This window comes from Pseudomonas nitroreducens (assembly GCF_014204515.1).
In the GTDB taxonomy this organism is placed as follows: Bacteria; Pseudomonadota; Gammaproteobacteria; order Pseudomonadales; family Pseudomonadaceae; genus Pseudomonas; species Pseudomonas nitritireducens_A.
On record NZ_JACHLI010000004.1, the window covers coordinates 90,172 to 106,408 of the forward strand.

General features: G+C 66.3%; 14 protein-coding genes. 7 read left to right on the plus strand and 7 right to left on the minus strand.

What is annotated here, in order from left to right; all coding sequences use genetic code 11:
* Positions 1-258: 258 nt before the first annotated feature.
* Together HNP46_RS06980 and HNP46_RS06985 are read left to right on the plus strand one after the other, a co-directional pair.
* The gene (locus HNP46_RS06980) at positions 259-1,095 is read left to right on the plus strand and encodes a substrate-binding periplasmic protein (RefSeq protein ID WP_184587168.1); all 837 of its coding nucleotides are present in this window, start codon (positions 259-261) and stop codon (positions 1,093-1,095) included.
* Between the two features lie 2 nt (positions 1,096-1,097).
* Entirely contained in the window at positions 1,098-3,971 is a 2,874-nt protein-coding gene (locus tag HNP46_RS06985; protein WP_184587170.1) for an HD domain-containing phosphohydrolase, read from the plus strand.
* Between the two features lie 77 nt (positions 3,972-4,048).
* On the opposite strand, the gene HNP46_RS06990 is transcribed toward HNP46_RS06985, so the two are convergent.
* From HNP46_RS06990 to HNP46_RS07015, 6 genes are all read right to left on the minus strand, one after another.
* Positions 4,049-4,795, minus strand: a complete 747-nt coding sequence (locus HNP46_RS06990; RefSeq protein WP_184587172.1) for a murein L,D-transpeptidase catalytic domain family protein — start codon at positions 4,793-4,795, stop codon at positions 4,049-4,051.
* Between the two features lie 374 nt (positions 4,796-5,169).
* Positions 5,170-6,222 (minus strand): L,D-transpeptidase, encoded by a 1,053-nt coding sequence (locus HNP46_RS06995; RefSeq protein WP_184587174.1) that lies wholly within the window; start codon positions 6,220-6,222, stop codon positions 5,170-5,172.
* A gap of 250 nt (positions 6,223-6,472) precedes the next feature.
* Positions 6,473-7,171 (minus strand): pseudouridine synthase, encoded by a 699-nt coding sequence (locus tag HNP46_RS07000; protein ID WP_184587175.1) that lies wholly within the window; start codon positions 7,169-7,171, stop codon positions 6,473-6,475.
* On the minus strand, positions 7,171-7,398 hold the full coding sequence (locus HNP46_RS07005) for a cysteine-rich CWC family protein (RefSeq protein ID WP_184587177.1): 228 nt from the start codon (positions 7,396-7,398) through the stop codon (positions 7,171-7,173). Before HNP46_RS07005 ends, HNP46_RS07000 begins: the two co-directional genes overlap by 1 nt.
* Positions 7,399-7,494: 96 nt before the next feature.
* Positions 7,495-8,331 carry a DUF4824 family protein gene (locus HNP46_RS07010; RefSeq protein WP_184587179.1) on the minus strand — a complete coding sequence of 279 codons (837 nt, stop codon included), beginning with the start codon at positions 8,329-8,331 and terminating at the stop codon, positions 7,495-7,497.
* Positions 8,328-9,404: a DUF2157 domain-containing protein gene (locus HNP46_RS07015; RefSeq protein WP_184587181.1), complete on the minus strand. Its 1,077-nt coding sequence runs from the start codon at positions 9,402-9,404 to the stop codon at positions 8,328-8,330. The genes HNP46_RS07010 and HNP46_RS07015 overlap by 4 nt, the downstream gene beginning before the upstream one ends.
* A gap of 233 nt (positions 9,405-9,637) precedes the next feature.
* On the opposite strand from HNP46_RS07015, the gene HNP46_RS07020 reads away from it, so the two are divergent.
* Together HNP46_RS07020 and HNP46_RS07025 are read left to right on the plus strand one after the other, a co-directional pair.
* Positions 9,638-9,895, plus strand: coding sequence for a DUF1145 domain-containing protein (locus HNP46_RS07020; RefSeq protein WP_184587183.1), 258 nt, complete (start codon positions 9,638-9,640; stop codon positions 9,893-9,895).
* Positions 9,896-10,018: 123 nt separating this feature from the next.
* Complete coding sequence (locus HNP46_RS07025; protein ID WP_184587185.1) at positions 10,019-10,180, plus strand: hypothetical protein; 162 nt, start codon at positions 10,019-10,021, stop codon at positions 10,178-10,180.
* Positions 10,181-10,350: 170 nt separating this feature from the next.
* Here the strand turns inward: HNP46_RS07025 and HNP46_RS07030 are convergent, their stop codons facing one another.
* On the minus strand, positions 10,351-11,271 hold the full coding sequence (locus tag HNP46_RS07030) for a LysR family transcriptional regulator (protein WP_184587187.1): 921 nt from the start codon (positions 11,269-11,271) through the stop codon (positions 10,351-10,353).
* Positions 11,272-11,368: 97 nt separating this feature from the next.
* Between HNP46_RS07030 and HNP46_RS07035 the strand changes: the two genes are divergently transcribed.
* The 3 genes from HNP46_RS07035 to lapD all read left to right on the plus strand — a co-directional run bounded on the left by HNP46_RS07035 (position 11,369) and on the right by lapD (position 16,220).
* A complete protein-coding gene (locus tag HNP46_RS07035) occupies positions 11,369-13,342 on the plus strand; it encodes an alkyl/aryl-sulfatase (RefSeq protein ID WP_184587189.1) in 1,974 nt (657 codons plus the stop codon).
* Positions 13,343-13,532: 190 nt separating this feature from the next.
* The gene (lapG, locus tag HNP46_RS07040) at positions 13,533-14,216 is read left to right on the plus strand and encodes a cysteine protease LapG (RefSeq protein ID WP_184587190.1); all 684 of its coding nucleotides are present in this window, start codon (positions 13,533-13,535) and stop codon (positions 14,214-14,216) included.
* Between the two features lie 60 nt (positions 14,217-14,276).
* Positions 14,277-16,220: a cyclic di-GMP receptor LapD gene (gene lapD / locus HNP46_RS07045; protein ID WP_184587192.1), complete on the plus strand. Its 1,944-nt coding sequence runs from the start codon at positions 14,277-14,279 to the stop codon at positions 16,218-16,220.
* Positions 16,221-16,237 lie beyond the last annotated feature (17 nt).

Below are 16,237 nucleotides of genomic sequence, written 5' to 3' on the forward strand. Positions count from 1 at the left end.
CTCTTGGATGCAGCGTGTGACTCATGGGTCACGCTTGGGCCAGAGTTAAGCAGCCGCGTTGCGCTGGCGCAACCGCCGCCGGGCGGCTGAGTCACATCGGTGGTGCGGATTCCGACGAAATGACATTTCTCTGCGCGATTGTCCGGCGCTTTGGAGAAGGCGGATTACACTCTGGTGATAGCTGTAATGCCCCCTGCCTAAGACGAGCGAATTCGCCGTGCTCCCCCTTCAGGCCGATACCGCGTGCGGAGCGGGTCCATGGCACTTTACCGACGTTTATTCTCACTGCTGGTCCTGGCTCCGGCCGCATGGCTGTGTGCGGAAGCCATGGCCGAGGATCGCCTGGGCTGTGATACGCCGATACGGCTGGCCTTCTACCGCAATCCGCTGGTCTTCCAGGATGGCCACGGCATCGATCCTGACGTCGTCGCCGAGCTTGCGCGGCGCACGGGCTGCCAGTTCCAGCTCTCGGTCATGCCGCGCACGGATATCTGGAAGGCCCTGCAGGACGGCGACCTGGACATGGCCACCAGCGGTATCTCCAGCCCCGAGCGGCGCACCATCGCCTTCTTCATCCCTTACCTGTACCTGCGCAACAAACTGATCCTGCCGCGCCAGCTGGGCGAGGACATGAACACCCTGGAAGACTTCCACGACATGCCGGGGGCGCGGATCGGGGTCATCGCCGGGTACCGCCACGGTGCCTATATCGACAGCATGCTGCGGATGCTGCGGGTGGAGGGACGGGTGCGGGAATACCCTGACGATGCGGCACGTTTCTCCGCGTTGCTCAACGGCGAGATCGAAGGAGTGATCGGCCATGAGATGAACCTGCGCCTGGCGGTGGTGGATCCACAGCAGCGCAGTCTGTTTCGGGTGATAGACGTAACGCCCGGCCCGGCGGTGGGGTTGGGGCTGGTGCTCGGTCGCAAGCGCTTCACGCCCGCGCAGGGAGCCCAGTGGCAGGGCGTGATCGATGCCCTGTGGGTCGATGGCGGGCTGCAGCGGATCATGAACCACAACGCTCCGGCGCCGCTGGCGGCGGAGTTCCTCGATAGTGGATATCGCTTCGGCTCGACGGACAGAGGCTGGTGAGGATGAAGGCATTCGAACGAGGTATTCCGCTGCAGCTGCTGGTGGCCGGGGCGATCATCGCGAGCATGCTGGTGCTCGCGGGCGCGCTGCTGATCCAGGGATATCGCGGTGTGGAAGGCGCTCTGGTAACGGCGGCCGGCGAGTCGGCCAGCCAGTTGGGCGCGACCATCAACGAGCGTATCCGCCGCCTGATCGATCCGGCGGAAAGCGCGCTGCGCCTGCTCACCCACGACCCGATCTCGCAGACCGACAACCTGCCGGCGCGGCTGGAACGGCTGCCGATGCTGGTGGAGAACCTGCGCGCCAACCGCACCCTGAGCGCCGTGTATATCGGCTACCCGAACGGTGAGTTCCTGCTGATCCGCGCGCTGCGGGTACCCGAGGTGCGCCAGAGCCTGCAGGCGCCGGATGCGGCCAAGTACCTGGTGCAGAGCCAGACGCTCAACGGCCAGGGCGGGCTGCTGGGCGAATGGCGCTTCTACGACAGCGAGCTGCGCCTGCTGCGCGTGCAGGAGCGGCCCGACTACAAGTACGACCCGCGGCAACGTCCCTGGTATCTCCAGTCACGCCTCACCAGCAAGACGGTGCTGACCCAGCCCTACGTGTTCTTCACCACCCGCGAGATCGGCCTGACCCTGGCGCACCGCAGTGTCGACGGCGCAGCGGTGATCGGCATGGACGCCTCGGTCAACGACCTGGGCGGCGAGATGGGCGACCTGCGCCAGACCGCCAATACCGAACTCGCCGTGGTGGATGGCAAGGGCACGGTGATCGCCTACCCGGACCTGTCCAGGCTGCTGGTGCACGAAGGCAAGGACCTGCGCCTGGCCACGCTCGCCGAGCTGAACGTGCCTGCCCTGAGCGAACTCAATGCCGAGGCGACTCCGGCCGGCACACCGCTTTCCTATCGCGTGAACGGACAGGACTGGTATGGCATCTGGGTGCCGCTGTCGAACTTCGCCAGCAACGAGGTGAAGGTATTGATCGCCATTCCCGCCGTGGAGCTGCTGGCCGGCGCGCGGCAACTGCTGTTCAACCAGGCGCTGTGGAGCGGCACCTTGCTGCTGGTGCTGCTGCTGATCGGCTGGTACATCGGCCGGCGTATCGCCCGTCCGTTGCGGGCCCTGGCTGACCAGGTGGGTGCCCTGGCGGCCTTCGACTTCGCCCGGCCGGTCGGTGTGGACTCGAAGATCGCCGAGGTCCGCGAGCTGAGCAGCGTGATGGGCAGCATGTCGCGCACCATTCACAACTTCCAGGCGATCACCCTGACCCTGAGCCGCGAAACGCGGCTGGAGAGCATGCTGGAGGGCGTGCTCTCGCGCCTGGTGGAAGCCACCGCCGTGATGGGCGGCGCTGTCTATCTGCTGGACGACGAGGAGTGCCGCCTGCGCCTGGCCTGTTCGGTGAACGGCGAGCAATACCCGCAATCCATGCTGATCGAAGGTTTCACCGAGGCCGAACTGGCCGAACGGGTGGACCTGGCCCTGGCCAATCGCGGGCAGTACCTGGAGGTCTCGCTGCGCAATCGCTCGGACGAGCTGCTGGGCATCCTCGTGCTGCAACTGGCCGAGGAGGGCGCCCACAGCCGCCAGCCGCGCAAGCCGTTCAAGCGCTTCGTCGAGGAGCTTTCCGGCGCCGCCGCGGTGGCCATCGAGACCCGCCAGTTGATCGAGGCCCAGCAGCGCCTGCTGGACGCCATCATCAAGCTGCTGGCCGACGCCATCGACGCCAAGAGTCCCTACACCGGCGGGCATTGCGAGCGGGTGCCGCAACTGGCCGACCTGTTGCTGCAGAAGGTCATCGACTCGCACGAGGGTGAATACGCCGACTTCCAGATGAGCGACGCCGAGCGCTACGAATTCCAGATCGCCGCCTGGCTGCATGACTGCGGCAAGATCACCAGCCCCGAGTACGTGGTGGACAAGGCTACCAAGCTGGAGACGTTGTACAACCGTCTGCACGAGGTGCGTACGCGCTTCGAGGTGATCTGGCGCGATATCGAGCTGGACTACTGGCGAGGCATCGCCGAAGGCAACGACATCGGTCTGCTGGCCGCGCGCCGTGATGCCATGCACGAAGCCCTGCGTGAGGATTACGCCTTCGTCGCCCAGGCCAACGTCGGTAGCGAGTTCATGAAGGACGAGGACGTCGAGCGCCTCAAGCAGATCGGCGAGCGTCGCTGGCTGCGCTATTTCGACGACCGCCTGGGGATTTCCCACGACGAGGCCGAGCGCCTGCAGGGCCGGCCCGAGCGGCCGTTGCCGGCCGAGGAGTTCCTGCTGGCCGACAAGCCCGAGCACCGCGTGATGTGGGGCGAGCGCAAGCCGCCGGTGACCAAGGACGACCCGCGCAATATCTGGGGCTTCGACATGCGCCTGCCGCCTTACGCGAGCAACTATGGCGAGCTCTACAACCTGGGCATCCGCCGCGGCACGCTGACCGAGGAGGAGCGCTTCAAGATCAACGAGCACATCGTCCACACCCTGATGATGCTCACCACCCTGCCGTTACCGCGGCACCTGCGCCGCGTCCCGACCATCGCCGCCAACCACCACGAGAAGATGGACGGCACCGGCTATCCGCGCCGGCTCAACCGCGAGCAGATGAGCATCCCCGAGCGGGTCATGGCGATCGCCGATATCTTCGAGGCGCTGACCGCCGCCGATCGCCCCTACAAGGCGCCCAAGACCCTCTCCGAGTCCCTGAAGATTCTCGCCTTCATGGCTCGCGACCAGCATATCGACGCCGACCTGTTCCGCCTGTTCATCACCCAGGGCGTGTACCGGGAATACGGCGAGCGCTTCCTCAACCCCGAGCAGATGGATGCCCTGGACGTGCGGGCGCTGCTGGAAATCCTCGATGGGGTGAAGGCCTGATCTTCCGCTCGCCACTGCCTGAAACGAAAACCGCCGGCATCAGCCGGCGGTTTTCGTTGTGCGGGAAGCGGTGGCGATCAGCGCTTGGCGAGGTTGGCCGCGTAACGGTTGATCTGCGGGTTCTTCGCCACGGTGCAGCTTTGCCCGGCGAGGAACTGCGAGGTCTTCAGGTAGCGCTGCTGCGGGTAGTAGGCGAATACGTAGCTGCCGTTCTTCACCGTGTCGATCAGCTTCTGCGCCACCTGCGGGCGCACCGCCGGGCAACCCAGGCTGCGGCCCAGGCGACCGAGGCCGGGGACGACCTTGGGATCGGCGTAGGCGGCGGCGTGCATGACGATGGCACGCTCTTCGCTGTTGTCGTTGAAGCCGGGCTCCAGGCCCAGCAGGCGCAGGGAGCGGCCGTGCTTGCCGCTGTAGGTCTGGCCGGTCTGGTAGAGGCCGATCGAAGACTGGTTGCTTTCGGGCAGGTTGGAGAACGAGGTGGCCATGTCGTCGCCACTCTTCTTGCCATGGGCGACCCACTCTTCGAACAGCAACTTGCGCTGCTTGAGGTCGAAGACCCACAGGCGCTTGTCGCGGGACGGCTTGGAGTAGTCGATCACCGTCAGCAGGCGGTTCTGCCCGCCCAGCTGGGTGCTCGCGCACTGCAGCGCGCTGAGCGCCAGGCGCAGGGTTTCGGTGTTGGCCGCAGGGGCGAGGCGGTGCAGTTCCTCGGCGCTGGGCAGGCGGGCGGCGGACGCGGTCTGCCAGCTACCGATCGCGAAGAGCGCGGCAGTGGCGAGCGAAATCCGGAAGATCCCCCGTAACTTCAAGAAAGTCAGCATGAATACAACATTCCCGTTGAATCGATATGGTTTTTTCTGGGAAACGCCGCATTGTGCGCGATTTTTGACCAGTGATGTGGTGGTTTTTTGATCAAGTATGGGTCCGCCTGTCGGTAATTACGAACTTTTCGCTGCTGAAAAATGCCGCGAAGTCCCGGTATTGCACGGTGGCGGACGCGAAGAACTCACCTCGGACAGGCGCCTGGACTCTTTGTGTTACGAGATTCTTCGGCTGCTTGCACGGCCAGCTTTAGGCCGTCTGTCCGGGTGAGGTGTGCAGTTTGAAGGAGGGGGCGGATGCGTCGTGCAGTGGAACGATGATGGCGCTGTAGGGGAATTCCGGAGCGCAGGATGGTCGCTCCGGATCATGGGCGTCATTCCACGCTCTGGTTCTTGACCGGCTTCTGTTCCGCCTTGCGGTCATTGGTGGTGATCACGGTGAAGTCCGGATTGCTGCGCATGTCGCGGGTGGACGGCAGGTCGGTGATCACCAGGGTGCTGCCCACGTCCATGCTGGTCAGCAGGTTGCGCAGGAACTCGCGGTCGAGGCTGAATTTGCCCAGTTGTTCAGCGGGCGTGAGGCCGCGCTGTGGATCGCTGACCTGCACGCTGGTCCAGCGCAGGTTCGGGTTCTCGCTGTCGATTTCGCTCTGCGATGGTTTCTCCATCAGCGAGAAGGCGGCGACCCCGGTTCGCTCCTCGGGGTGCTCGAAGGCCACTGGCGCGGTGCCGATCTGCAGGCCGCCGCGATAGACGTAGAGACGGCGGTCGGCACGGCTGACCAGCACCGAGACCGGGCCCTTTTCCGCGCCCGGATCGCTCCAGAACGGCACCACCATGCCGCTGTCGTCGTGCGGGCCGGCGGCCCGCCCGTCGCTGACGATGGGCGCCAGCAGGCCGGGGTGGTAGACCTCCACGGGCGAGCTCTTGGCGTCGGAGATGATCACGGTGGTGGAGGTGAAACCGGTGACTTCGTAGAGCTTCTTGGCGAACGCCATGGGCAGGCGGATGCAGCCGTGGGAGGCGGGGTAGCCGGGCAGGTTGCCGGCGTGCAGGGCGATGCCGTCCCAGGTCAGGCGCTGCATGTAGGGCATGGGCGCGCTGTTGTAGAGATCGGAGTGGTACTCGACCTTCTTCTGCAGGATGGAGAACACGCCGGTGGGGGTTTCCTTGCCCTTCTTGCCCGTGCTGACAGTCGCGACGCCGATGGCGATGCCGTTGCGGTACACGTAGGCGCGCTGCTCGGTGAGGCTGACCACCAGGGTCACCGGGCCGGCCGGGGAGATCTCCGGATACCAGAGATACTGGCCGGGCTTGAGCGTCTTCAGCGCCACCTGCAGGTTCGCGAGCGGCGAGGGCTTGCTCGGATTGGCACAGGCGACGCTGGCGCTCAGGGCGATCAGCAGGGCAACCGAGAGTCTCTTCATCACCTTTCCTTGGAACACGGGCATGGCTGGGAGCTTAGCCAAGCGGCGAGGAAGGCTGCAAACCGCCGGGCTGAACGGTGTGCGTAGGGATTTTCGGAGACTGACGAAGTGTTCGGTGCGGAGGGCTTTTCTGTAGGAGTGTCTGGGGAGCAGGCATGAGCGTAGGAGCGGACTTTGTCCGCGATTGGTCGCAATCCTGCTCCGGGTCAAATGTGATGCCGAACCCAGCCATCGCGCACGAAGTCCGCTCCTACGGGGCCAGTGCTGCGATTTCCTGGGTGGTCAACGCGCGGTATTCGCCCGGCTGCAATTGAGGGTCAAGGTGGAGGCTGCCCATGCTCTCGCGATGCAGGCGGGCCACCTTGTTCTGGAAGTAACCGAACATGCGCTTGACCTGGTGGTAGCGGCCTTCGTGCAGGGTCAGGCGGGCGGCGTGGGTGCCGAGGATTTCCAGCTGGGCGGGCAGGGTGGTGAGGTCTTCGAAGGCGAAGTACAGGCCCTGCTCGAAGGTCTGGATATAGCGCTCTTCGATCGGGTCTTCGGTCTCGACGTAGTAGACCTTGGGCAGCTTGCGTCCGGGCAGGGTCATGCGCCTCGACCATTGCCCGTCGTTGGTGATCAGCAGCAGGCCGGTGGTGTTGTAGTCCAGGCGTCCGCCGATGTGCAGTTCGTGCTTGTCCGGCTCGTCGAGCAGGTCGAGTACGGTGCGGTGTTCGGCATCGCGGGTGGCGCTGACGCAGCCGGCGGGCTTGTGCAGCATGAAGTAGCGCGCCGGCTTGCCGGCCTGCAGCAGGTCGTCGTCCAGCTCCACGCGGGAGAATTCGCGCACCTCGTGGCGGCCGTCACGGACCACCTCGCCATCCACGCGCAGTCGCCCTTCGGCGAGCAGCTGGCGGGCCTGCTGGCGGTTCAGGTGGGGCAGGTTGGCGATGAAACGATCCAGGCGCATCAGGCGTTCTCGCCGTCCTCGTCCTGCGGCGCAAGGCCGGTCGCGCAGCGCGGGCACAGGCAGGCGCGATCCACCAGTTCGGGCGGGATGCGCTCCAGCGCATTGCGGTCGATGCGCGTGCTGAAGCACCAGCAGGGCTGGCCTTCCAGCGCCGGATCGGCCTGGCTGCAGCGGTTGGACTGGCCGCAGAGCGGGCAGCGACTGGGATCGAGGGTAACGTCGTTCATGGCCGGTCAGGGCAGGCAATGGCGGTGGGGCGGGCGCACAGGGTGCAGCGCCGATCCGACTCGTGCAAGGGGAATCGGATCGGCGCGGTGGTGCCGTCAGGGCATGTCGATGCGCCGTATCCAGGGCTCCAGGCGACGGCCGAAGGCGACTTCGGCGACGTAGGGATGCGGCAGGCCATCGGCGGCACGGTGGGGCTGCGTGGTGAGCCGGTCCAGGCGTTCGCGCCACTGGTGCGGCACGTTGAGGCTGTCGGTGCCGACCGAGCTGGCGGTGCCGCCCAGCGTCCAGATGTGCTGGTAGTAGTTGGAAACGGGGCGGACCTGGCCGTGGACGATAAGGTAGCGCTGGCGGTCGGGGTAGCGCGCGCGCAGGGCCTGCAGGTCGAGGCCGACGTCCTTGAGCAGCAGGCGCGTGTCGGTCTTCTCCTCGCTGTCCAGCTCGCGGCGGATGAAGTCGCGCTCGTCCGCCAGGCGCGCATTCTGCGGCGCGGCGTCGGCGGCCTGGCGAGCCTCGTCGAGACGCTTGCGGGTCAGCTCCACTTCGCGCTGGTACAGCGGGCCATCGAGTTCCAGCACCAGCAGCGCCTCGCGAGCCTGCTGGCGGCCGAAGCGCCGGGCGCTGTCGTCGTCCACCTGCTCGGGCATGCGGAAGCCGAGTTCGGCCATCTTCCGGCTGTCCAGGGCCGGCTGCCAGCCGCGATTGTGTTGTCGCGCCAGGTCATCGCGGCTGGGTGTGCGCCAGCGCAGACGCAGGCTCAGGCCGCTGTTTTCCTTGTACCAGTCGCTGTTGCGCAGCAGTTCGCGCTGGCTGAGCGGCAGTACGCTGTCCGGCTCGCCGGAGCGGTTCCAGGCGACGCCGCCCAGGGCCACGGCATTGACCAGCAGGATCAGGCCGACGCCGCCGGCCAGGGCATGGGTGCGCGTCCAGTTCATGCGGTGGTCCCTCCCAGCAGGCCGTGGGCCCGGCGCAGACGGCGCAGCACCAGCAGGATCAGCACCGCGCAGAGGCCGAGCACGAGGAAGAACAGGTACTTGGGCATGATCTCCCACCACCAGTCGAAGAACTTGGTGTAGAGGAAGATGACGAAGAAGGTCAGGCCGGTGTTCACCACCTCCGGCCACTCGCGGCGTGCGCCCAGCCAGATGACCAGCGCCGAGGCGACGAAGCCCAGTACCTGGTAGAGGCTTTCCACCGTGGCGAAGCCCAGCGGCAGGTAGCTGCCGCCGCCCCAGTTGGCCAGCACCAGCATCGGCAGGAACAGCCCGAGCAGGCCGAATATCCGGTAGATCGCAGCGAAGCCGTCGAAGCGGTTCTGCGCGATGAACGAGGGCACGAGGAAGATCAGCAGCGCGGCGGGGAAGAAGTTTTCCGGGCGCTCGCCCACGTCCAGCCAGTACACGCCGCTCCAGGTGCCGACCCTTGCGGCGACGAAGCCCATCACGCAGATCAGCGCGGCGGCCAGCAGCAGGCGGGTGTTGCAGGTGTAGGCCAGCAGCAGGGCGTAGGCGGCCCAGGGCAGCAGGGCCTTGTCCGAGGGGGTGATGTTGAAGATCTGCCCGACCATGGTGAGGTTCAGCACCAGGCAGGCGAAGGCGAGCATGGCGCCGAGCTTGGCGAAGTAGCCGGAGGCGTCGCGGCGCTGCAGGACGAGGGTGAGCAGCAGGCTGACGAGGGAAGCGCCAATGAGGATGGCGACCTGCACGGTTTCGCTGAACAGCCCCCAGAACTGGTAGAACAGGAAGAACAGGCTGGCGGCCAGGGCCAGCGCGCCGAGGAAGGAGGCGATGCGCATGCCCAGGGAGAGGCGGTGGTCCTGGCTGTCGCGGTCGATGTCGAAACGCGCGCGGTAGTCGGCGAGCAGGCGTTGCTGGTGTGCGTGCAGGCGCTCGCGCTGAGGGGCGTCGAGGACGAGTGCACCTTCGTCCTGCAGGCGCACCAGTTCGCGGTCGAAGGCCAGGATGTCGTTGACGCGGAGCTGCGCCTGCTGATGGCTGAGGTCGGGCATGACCGGTCCTTGCGGAGGATGATGCTGGGACTCTAGCTGCTGGCGGGGCGTGGTTCCATGGGAGAGATGGGCGGGGGGAGGCGTGGCGTTTTACGCCATCAGGGATCGGTAGCGCCTCCATGATGAAGCAAGCCTGGGTCTGGATGCTGGTACGCGCCAGTCGAAAGGCAGGAGCGCGCGGCGCGCACCGGGCGGCAGACTGCGGTGACCTTCATCCTGAGGATTGCCTCGCCATGTCCGAATTGCTGAGTTTCGCCAAGGGCGCGCTGACCACTTTCTGGCTCGCCGCCGTGCTCAACCTGATCTACCCCTTCGGCGAGTTGCACCGCCCCCTGCTGTGGCTCTCCGCGATCCTGTTGGTGGTGCATGTGGGCGAGGTGCTGTTGCTGGCGCGGCGGCGTTCGGTCACGGAGAAAGTGCAGGTCCTGCTGTTCGGCGTGCTGCACCTGCAGAGCCGCAAGCTGCGCCGCCTGGAAACTGTAAACGGCTGATTTACCCAAGCTTTACCTTCGGCTGTGGCACCGCCTTCTGACAGACAGGTCTGATCTTCCGAGACCGGAAGAATGTACGCCCCGCACCCCGGCGGGGCGGCCGTCTCGCCTGATGGAGGCGCCATGCGTCGATTTTTCGCTGCTGTACTGATGATCCTTCCGTTGACCGGCTGTGTGGTCTACGAGCATGACCATGGAGGCTGGCGTGATCGACCGCACTACTACCGTCCGGCACCGCCGCCGCCGGCTTACTACGGTGGGCCTTACCAGAATTGGCGTCGGTGAGCTGCCAGCCTTGACCAAGGGCAGGAGCCCCTCACCCTGACCCTCTCCCAGGGGGTGAGGCCGGCCCAGGTGCGGGCTTGAATGAATGCATAACCGTAGGATGGGTGGAGCGCAGCGATACCCATCAGGCCCTCCCGGAATCGATGGGTATCGCTGCGCTCCACGCCATCCTATAAAGAGCTTTGCGTGGCGTTGAACGCCGCGTCCTCTTCCAGCAGCATCTCGACGAACTGGCCGGCCGCCGGCGAAAGGCTGCGGCTGGCATGGCGTACCAGGGCGTAGGCCGAGCCGCGTCCGGCGAACTCGCCGCTGTCCGGCCAGGGCAGCACCGCCAGGGTTCTGGCCTGGACATCGGCGGCCACCACATCCCAGGTCGCCAGGCAGAGCACGTCGCTGCCCTTCACCAGTTCCTTGAGCATCAGCACGTCATCGCATTGCACGCTCAGCGGCTGCTCACGGCCGAGGGTGCGCGCCAGGCCGTCGTGGGCATCGCGCGGCAGGCGCGGGCCGGCGAGCGGGTAGTCGAGTACGCGCTCGATCGCGGGTTGGCTGCCGAGCAGCGGGTGTCCCGGCCGGCAGAACAGCACGCCGCGGTGCACGCGCAGCGGCAGGATGTCCAGGCGGCTGTCGCCTTCGAGTTCGCGGTAGTCGGCGATGAACAGTTCGATTTCATCATCCAGCAGGCGCTGGTGCAGTTCGCCCCAGTTCTCGATGGAGAGCAGTATCGACACCTTCGGGTGCGCGCTGCTGTAGCGCGCCAGTACCTGCGGCATCAGCCGCGCACCGGGGAAGGGCCCGGCGCCCAGGCGCAGTTCACCGGTTTCCAGGTCGGCCAGTTGCAGCACGGCGTTGCGCAGCGCGCGGTCGCCGGCCAACAGGCGGCGGGCGTGTTCCAGCACCAGCCGGCCGTGGGCGGTGAGGGTGACGCCACGCGGGTTGCGGTCCACCAGCTGGCAATTCAACTGGCCTTCCAGCGCCTGGATGCTGCGCGACAGGGCGGGTTGACTAAGATTCACCGCATCGGCGGCGCGGGCGAAGTGACCGTGTTCGGCGAGGGCGACGAAGTGGCGTAGCTGGCGAAGATCGCTCATGCGCTTCCTGCATTGATCGGTAATTTGGAATGCATTGGAATTATTAGCGCGACGGCCGGCATAGTGCGAGCACAACAACAATTTCCGGAGCCTGCCGATGTCCCGTCTTTCCGCTGCCGTGCTGCTTGCCAGCCTCTGTCCCGGCCTGCTGCTCGCTGCCGAGCAGCCCAAACCGGCGTCCACCTTCACCGAGGCGGCGCAGGAGCAGGTGCGCCAGTCGCTGCCCTTCAGCGATCGCGCCGATTTCGAGCGGGTGGAGAAGGGCCTGATCAAGCGCCCCGAGAACCTGGTGATCAAGAACGATGACGGCTCCGTCGCCTGGGAACTGGGCGACTACGACTTCATCAAGGCCGCCAGGGACGTCGCCAGCGTCAACCCCAGCCTGATGCGCCAGGCCCAGCTGAACCTCAGCTACGGCCTGTTCAAGGTCACCGACGGCATCTACCAGGTGCGCGGCTTCGACCTCGCCAACACCACCTTCATTGAGGGCAAGACCGGCTGGATCGTCATCGATACCCTGACCACCCCCGCCACCGCGAAAGCCGCCTACGCCCTGGTCAGCCAGGAGCTGGGGCAGAAGCCGATCCGCGCGGTGATCTACAGCCACGCCCATATCGACCACTTCGGCGGGGTGAAGGGGCTGGTGTCCCAGGAGCAGGTGGATAAGGGCGAGGTGCAGATCATCGCGCCCAAGGGCTTCATGGAGGCGGCGATCAAGGAGAACGTGATGGCCGGCAACGCCATGCTGCGCCGCGCCACCTACCAGTACGGCACGTTGCTGCCCAAGGGCCCGAACGGCCAGGTCGACATGGCCATCGGCAAGGGCGTGGCCCACGGGCCGATGAGTATCATCGCGCCGACCAGGCTGATCGAGGGCAACCTGCAGGACCTGGAAATCGATGGCGTGCCCTTCACCTTCCAGAACACCCCGGGCACCGAATCGCCGGCGGAGATGAACGTCTGGCTGCCGCAGCAGAAGGCGCTGCTGATGGCCGAGAACGTCACCGCCACCCTGCACAACCTCTACACCCTGCGCGGCGCCGAGACCCGCGATCCGCTGGGCTGGAGCAAGTACATCAACGAGGCGTTGCACCGTTTCGGCGACCAGGCCGAGGTGATGTTCGCCGTGCACAACTGGCCGCGCTGGGGGCACGAGGACATCGTCCATACCCTGGAGAAACAGCGCGACATGTACGGCTACCTCAACGACCAGACCCTGCACCTGGCCAACAACGGTGTGACCATCAACCAGATCCACGAGCGCCTGAAAGTGCCGCCGGAGCTGGCCTACGAGTGGTTCAACCGCGGCTACCACGGCAGCGTCAGCCATAACGTGCGAGCGGTGGTGAACAAGTACCTGGGCTACTACGACAGCAACCCGGCGACCCTGAACCCGCTGGCGCCGGAAGATTCGGCGGTGAAGTACGTCGAGTTCATGGGCGGCGCCGACCACCTGCTGCAGATGGCCAGGGCCTCGTTCGACAAGGGCGAGTACCGCTGGGTGGTGGAGGTGGTCAACAAGCTGGTGTTCGCCGACCCGAGCAACCAGGCCGCGCGCAACCTGCAGGCCGACGCCCTGGAGCAGCTCGGCTACCAGGCGGAGAACGCCGGCTGGCGCAACAGCTACCTGGTCGCCGCCCAGGAGCTGCGCAATGGTGTGCCGCGTGACCTGCCGTCGCTGCGCGCGGGCAGTCCCGATGCCCTGGCGGCGATGGACACCGGCCTGCTGTTCGACTACCTGGGCGTGCGCCTGAACGCCGAGAAGGCCGAGGGCGAAGATTTCAGCATCAACCTGGTGTTGCCGGACAAGAACGAGAAATACCTGCTGGAGCTGAAGAACTCGCACCTGAACAACATCGCCGGTGTGCAGGACGAGAACGCCGGGCAGACCGTGACCATCGACCGCGCCGACCTCAACCGCCTGATGCTCAAGGAAGTCTCGCCGGTACGCCTGGTGTTCGAGGGCAAGCTCAAGAGCTCGGGCAATCCGCTGCTGCTGGCCAGGCTGTTCGGCCTGCTGGAGGACTTCAACTTCTGGTTCGACATCGTCACGCCGCCGCAGAAGAGCTGATCCATCCCTTTCCCTCTGGCGCCGCCGGCTCCCCTGCAGGCCGCGCCAGCACTCGATGGCACAATGCGATGATCGCATTGTGCCATTGTTTTTTTCGCGGCCAGTCTGCACCATGCGACGCTTGCGCCGGCAGCTGGTTGCCGGGGCTCGCAGTCGAGTAGTCGCGAACGTGTTCAGCCGTTTTCCCAGGATGTTGCGCCGGTACTGGCCGGGGTCGTTGGCCCTGGTGCTGGCCACGTCGCTCGGCGTGCTGGCGGGGGCGCAGCAGAGCGAGTGGGACTTCCAGCGGATCAGCGAGCAGTCCGCGCGCCTGTACGGGCCGCTGGGGGAAGGCCAGGTGCGCATCGATGCCTGGCAGAGGCTGCTGGCGCAGCAGGCGGCTGTCGGGGAACGCGAGCAGCTGCAGGCGGTCAATCGCTTCTTCAATGAGCAGCTGCGTTTCACCGACGACCTCAGCCTCTGGCACGAAGTGGATTACTGGGCCACGCCGGTGGAGGCGCTGTTCAAGGGCGCCGGCGACTGCGAGGACTTCGCCATCGCCAAGTACATCAGCCTGCGACACCTGGGCGTACCGGCGCAGAAGCTGCGCATTACCTACGTCAAGGCGCTGCGCCTGAACCAGGCGCATATGGTGCTCACGTATTACCCACGGCCCGACGCCGTGCCGCTGGTGCTGGACAACCTGATCGGCAGCATCCTGCCGGCCAGCCAGCGCAGCGACCTGCAGCCGGTCTACGCGTTCAACGGCGAAGGCCTGTGGCTGGCCGGCAGCGGCGCCGGCGGCGGCAGGCAGGTGGGCGACAGCAAGCGGCTGTCGCGCTGGCAGGACCTGTTGAAGAAGATGAAGGCCGAAGGCTTTCCCCTGGACGAATAGCCACTGAGCCCCCGGCTCCGGCCCGGACCAATTGCTCCAACGAGGGAGCCTGGAGACACGATGTCCCTGTTCAAACAGTTGTTGATCGCCATCTGCCTGTTCCTGGTGGTCGCTTTCACCGGTGGCTTCATGGTCAGCCTGGAAAGCTCGCGGGAGCAGTACGGCAACCAGCTGCGCTCCCATGCCCAGGACGCGGCCACCGCGCTGGGCCTGTCGCTGACGCCGAACATCGACGATCCGGCGATGGTCGAGCTGATGGTCAGCTCGATCTTCGACAGCGGCTACTTCGAGAGCATCCGGGTGATCGACCTGGCGACCAACAAGGTCATGGTCGAGCGCACCGGCGTGCCCGACGCGGTGGCGGCGAAGGTGCCGCAATGGTTCGTCGCGCTGATCGACCTGCACTCGGCCGGCGGCGATGCCATCGTCAGCCGCGGCTGGACCCAGGCGGCGCGGGTCGAGGTGCAGAGCCACCCGATGTTCGCCATCGCCAAGCTCTGGCAGGGCGCCCTGGGCAGCCTGCTCTGGCTGGTGCTGTGCGGCATCGCCAGCGGCGTGCTCGGCGCCATCCTGCTGCGCCGCCAACTGCGGCCGCTGGACTACATGGTGGAGCAGTCCTATGCCATCGCCCGCCGCGAATTCCTCAGCCTGCCGGAGCTGCCGCGTACCCCCGAACTGCGCCGGGTGGTGCAGGCGATGAACCAGATGGTGGAGAAGCTCAAGGCGCTGTTCCAGGAACAGGCCCAGCGCAGTGAACGCCTGCGCGACGAGGCCTATCAGGACAGCCTGACCGGGCTGGGCAACCGGCGCTTCTTCGACATGCAGCTGCACAATCGGCTGAGCGCCGAGGACCAGGTCAGCAGCGGCGTGCTGCTGGTGCTGCGGGTCAACGACCTGGCCGGGCTCAACCAGCGCCTGGGCGGCCAGCGCGTCGACCAGTTGCTCAAGGCCGTGGCCGACCAGCTGCGCCTGTGCGGACAGGGTCTGGGCAGTGGCCTGACCCTGGCGCGCAGCCGTGGCGGCGAGTTCGTGATGCTCGCGCCGGGGCTGATGCCCGAGGAGGCGCCGGCCCTGGCGATGCGCCTGGAGGGCATGCTGGCCGCGCTGGTCACCACCGGCGCCAGCGATGTCAGTCCGGCGGCGCACCTGGGCCTGGTGCCCTTCGTTTCCGGCGACTCCGCCCAGGCCCTGCTGCAACGGGCCGACGAGGCGCTGGTGCAGGCTGAGCGGCAGAACGACAGTTGCTGGGCGTTCCTCCAGGGCGGCGCCAAGCCGGTCGCCGAGGAGCGCCACAGCTGGCACCAACTGCTCGACGAGGCGCTGGTTCGCAAGCGTTTCCAGCTGCATTTCCAGGCTGTGGTGTCCTGCGACGATCCGCAGCTGGTACTGCACTACAAGGTGCTCTCGCGCCTGCCGGACGGGCAGGGCGGCAGCATCGCCGCCGGGCGCTTCCTGCCCTGGCTGGACCGCTTCGGCTGGACCGCGCGGCTGGACCTGCTGATGCTCGAAAGCGTGCTGGCCGACATGGCCAGGCACAACCGCCCGCTGGCGCTGAATCTCTCCGCTGCGTTGCTGCGCGATGAGTGGGCGACCACCCGCGTGTTCGACCTGCTCAAGCAGCACCCGCAATTCGCCGGGCGCCTGACCCTGGAGCTGGAGGAAGACCAGTTGCCGGCGCAACCGGTACTCGAAGCCCTGACCCGGCGCCTCGGCGAGCTGGGCTATCGGCTGAGCCTGCAGCACTTCGGCGGGCGCTTCAGCATGATCGGCAACCTGGCACGGCTGGGGCTGGCGTACCTGAAGGTCGATGGCAGCCATATCCGCCATATCGACCAGGAGAACGACAAGCGTCTGTTCATCGAGGCGATGCAGCGCGCGGCGCACAGCATCGACCTGCCGCTGATTGCCGAGCGCGTGGAGACGGCGGGGGAGTTCCGGGTGCTGAAGGAGATGGGGATTCAGGGCGTGCAGGGGCAGTTGTTTGGTGGGCCGGCGCCGTGGTGATCGGGTTTTCTGTCTGA

Bases quoted from the DNA above. Each gene is read 5' to 3' on its own strand.
- HNP46_RS06980 (WP_184587168.1), top strand. From the start codon at position 259: ATGGCACTTTACCGACGTTTATTCTCACTGCTGGTCCTGGCTCCGGCC.
- HNP46_RS06985 (WP_184587170.1), top strand. From the start codon at position 1,098: ATGAAGGCATTCGAACGAGGTATTCCGCTGCAGCTGCTGGTGGCCGGG.
- HNP46_RS06990 (WP_184587172.1), bottom strand. From the start codon at position 4,795: ATGCTGACTTTCTTGAAGTTACGGGGGATCTTCCGGATTTCGCTCGCC.
- HNP46_RS06995 (WP_184587174.1), bottom strand. From the start codon at position 6,222: ATGAAGAGACTCTCGGTTGCCCTGCTGATCGCCCTGAGCGCCAGCGTC.
- HNP46_RS07000 (WP_184587175.1), bottom strand. From the start codon at position 7,171: ATGCGCCTGGATCGTTTCATCGCCAACCTGCCCCACCTGAACCGCCAG.
- HNP46_RS07005 (WP_184587177.1), bottom strand. From the start codon at position 7,398: ATGAACGACGTTACCCTCGATCCCAGTCGCTGCCCGCTCTGCGGCCAG.
- HNP46_RS07010 (WP_184587179.1), bottom strand. From the start codon at position 8,331: ATGAACTGGACGCGCACCCATGCCCTGGCCGGCGGCGTCGGCCTGATC.
- HNP46_RS07015 (WP_184587181.1), bottom strand. From the start codon at position 9,404: ATGCCCGACCTCAGCCATCAGCAGGCGCAGCTCCGCGTCAACGACATC.
- HNP46_RS07020 (WP_184587183.1), top strand. From the start codon at position 9,638: ATGTCCGAATTGCTGAGTTTCGCCAAGGGCGCGCTGACCACTTTCTGG.
- HNP46_RS07025 (WP_184587185.1), top strand. From the start codon at position 10,019: ATGCGTCGATTTTTCGCTGCTGTACTGATGATCCTTCCGTTGACCGGC.
- HNP46_RS07030 (WP_184587187.1), bottom strand. From the start codon at position 11,271: ATGAGCGATCTTCGCCAGCTACGCCACTTCGTCGCCCTCGCCGAACAC.
- HNP46_RS07035 (WP_184587189.1), top strand. From the start codon at position 11,369: ATGTCCCGTCTTTCCGCTGCCGTGCTGCTTGCCAGCCTCTGTCCCGGC.
- lapG (WP_184587190.1), top strand. From the start codon at position 13,533: ATGTTGCGCCGGTACTGGCCGGGGTCGTTGGCCCTGGTGCTGGCCACG.
- lapD (WP_184587192.1), top strand. From the start codon at position 14,277: ATGTCCCTGTTCAAACAGTTGTTGATCGCCATCTGCCTGTTCCTGGTG.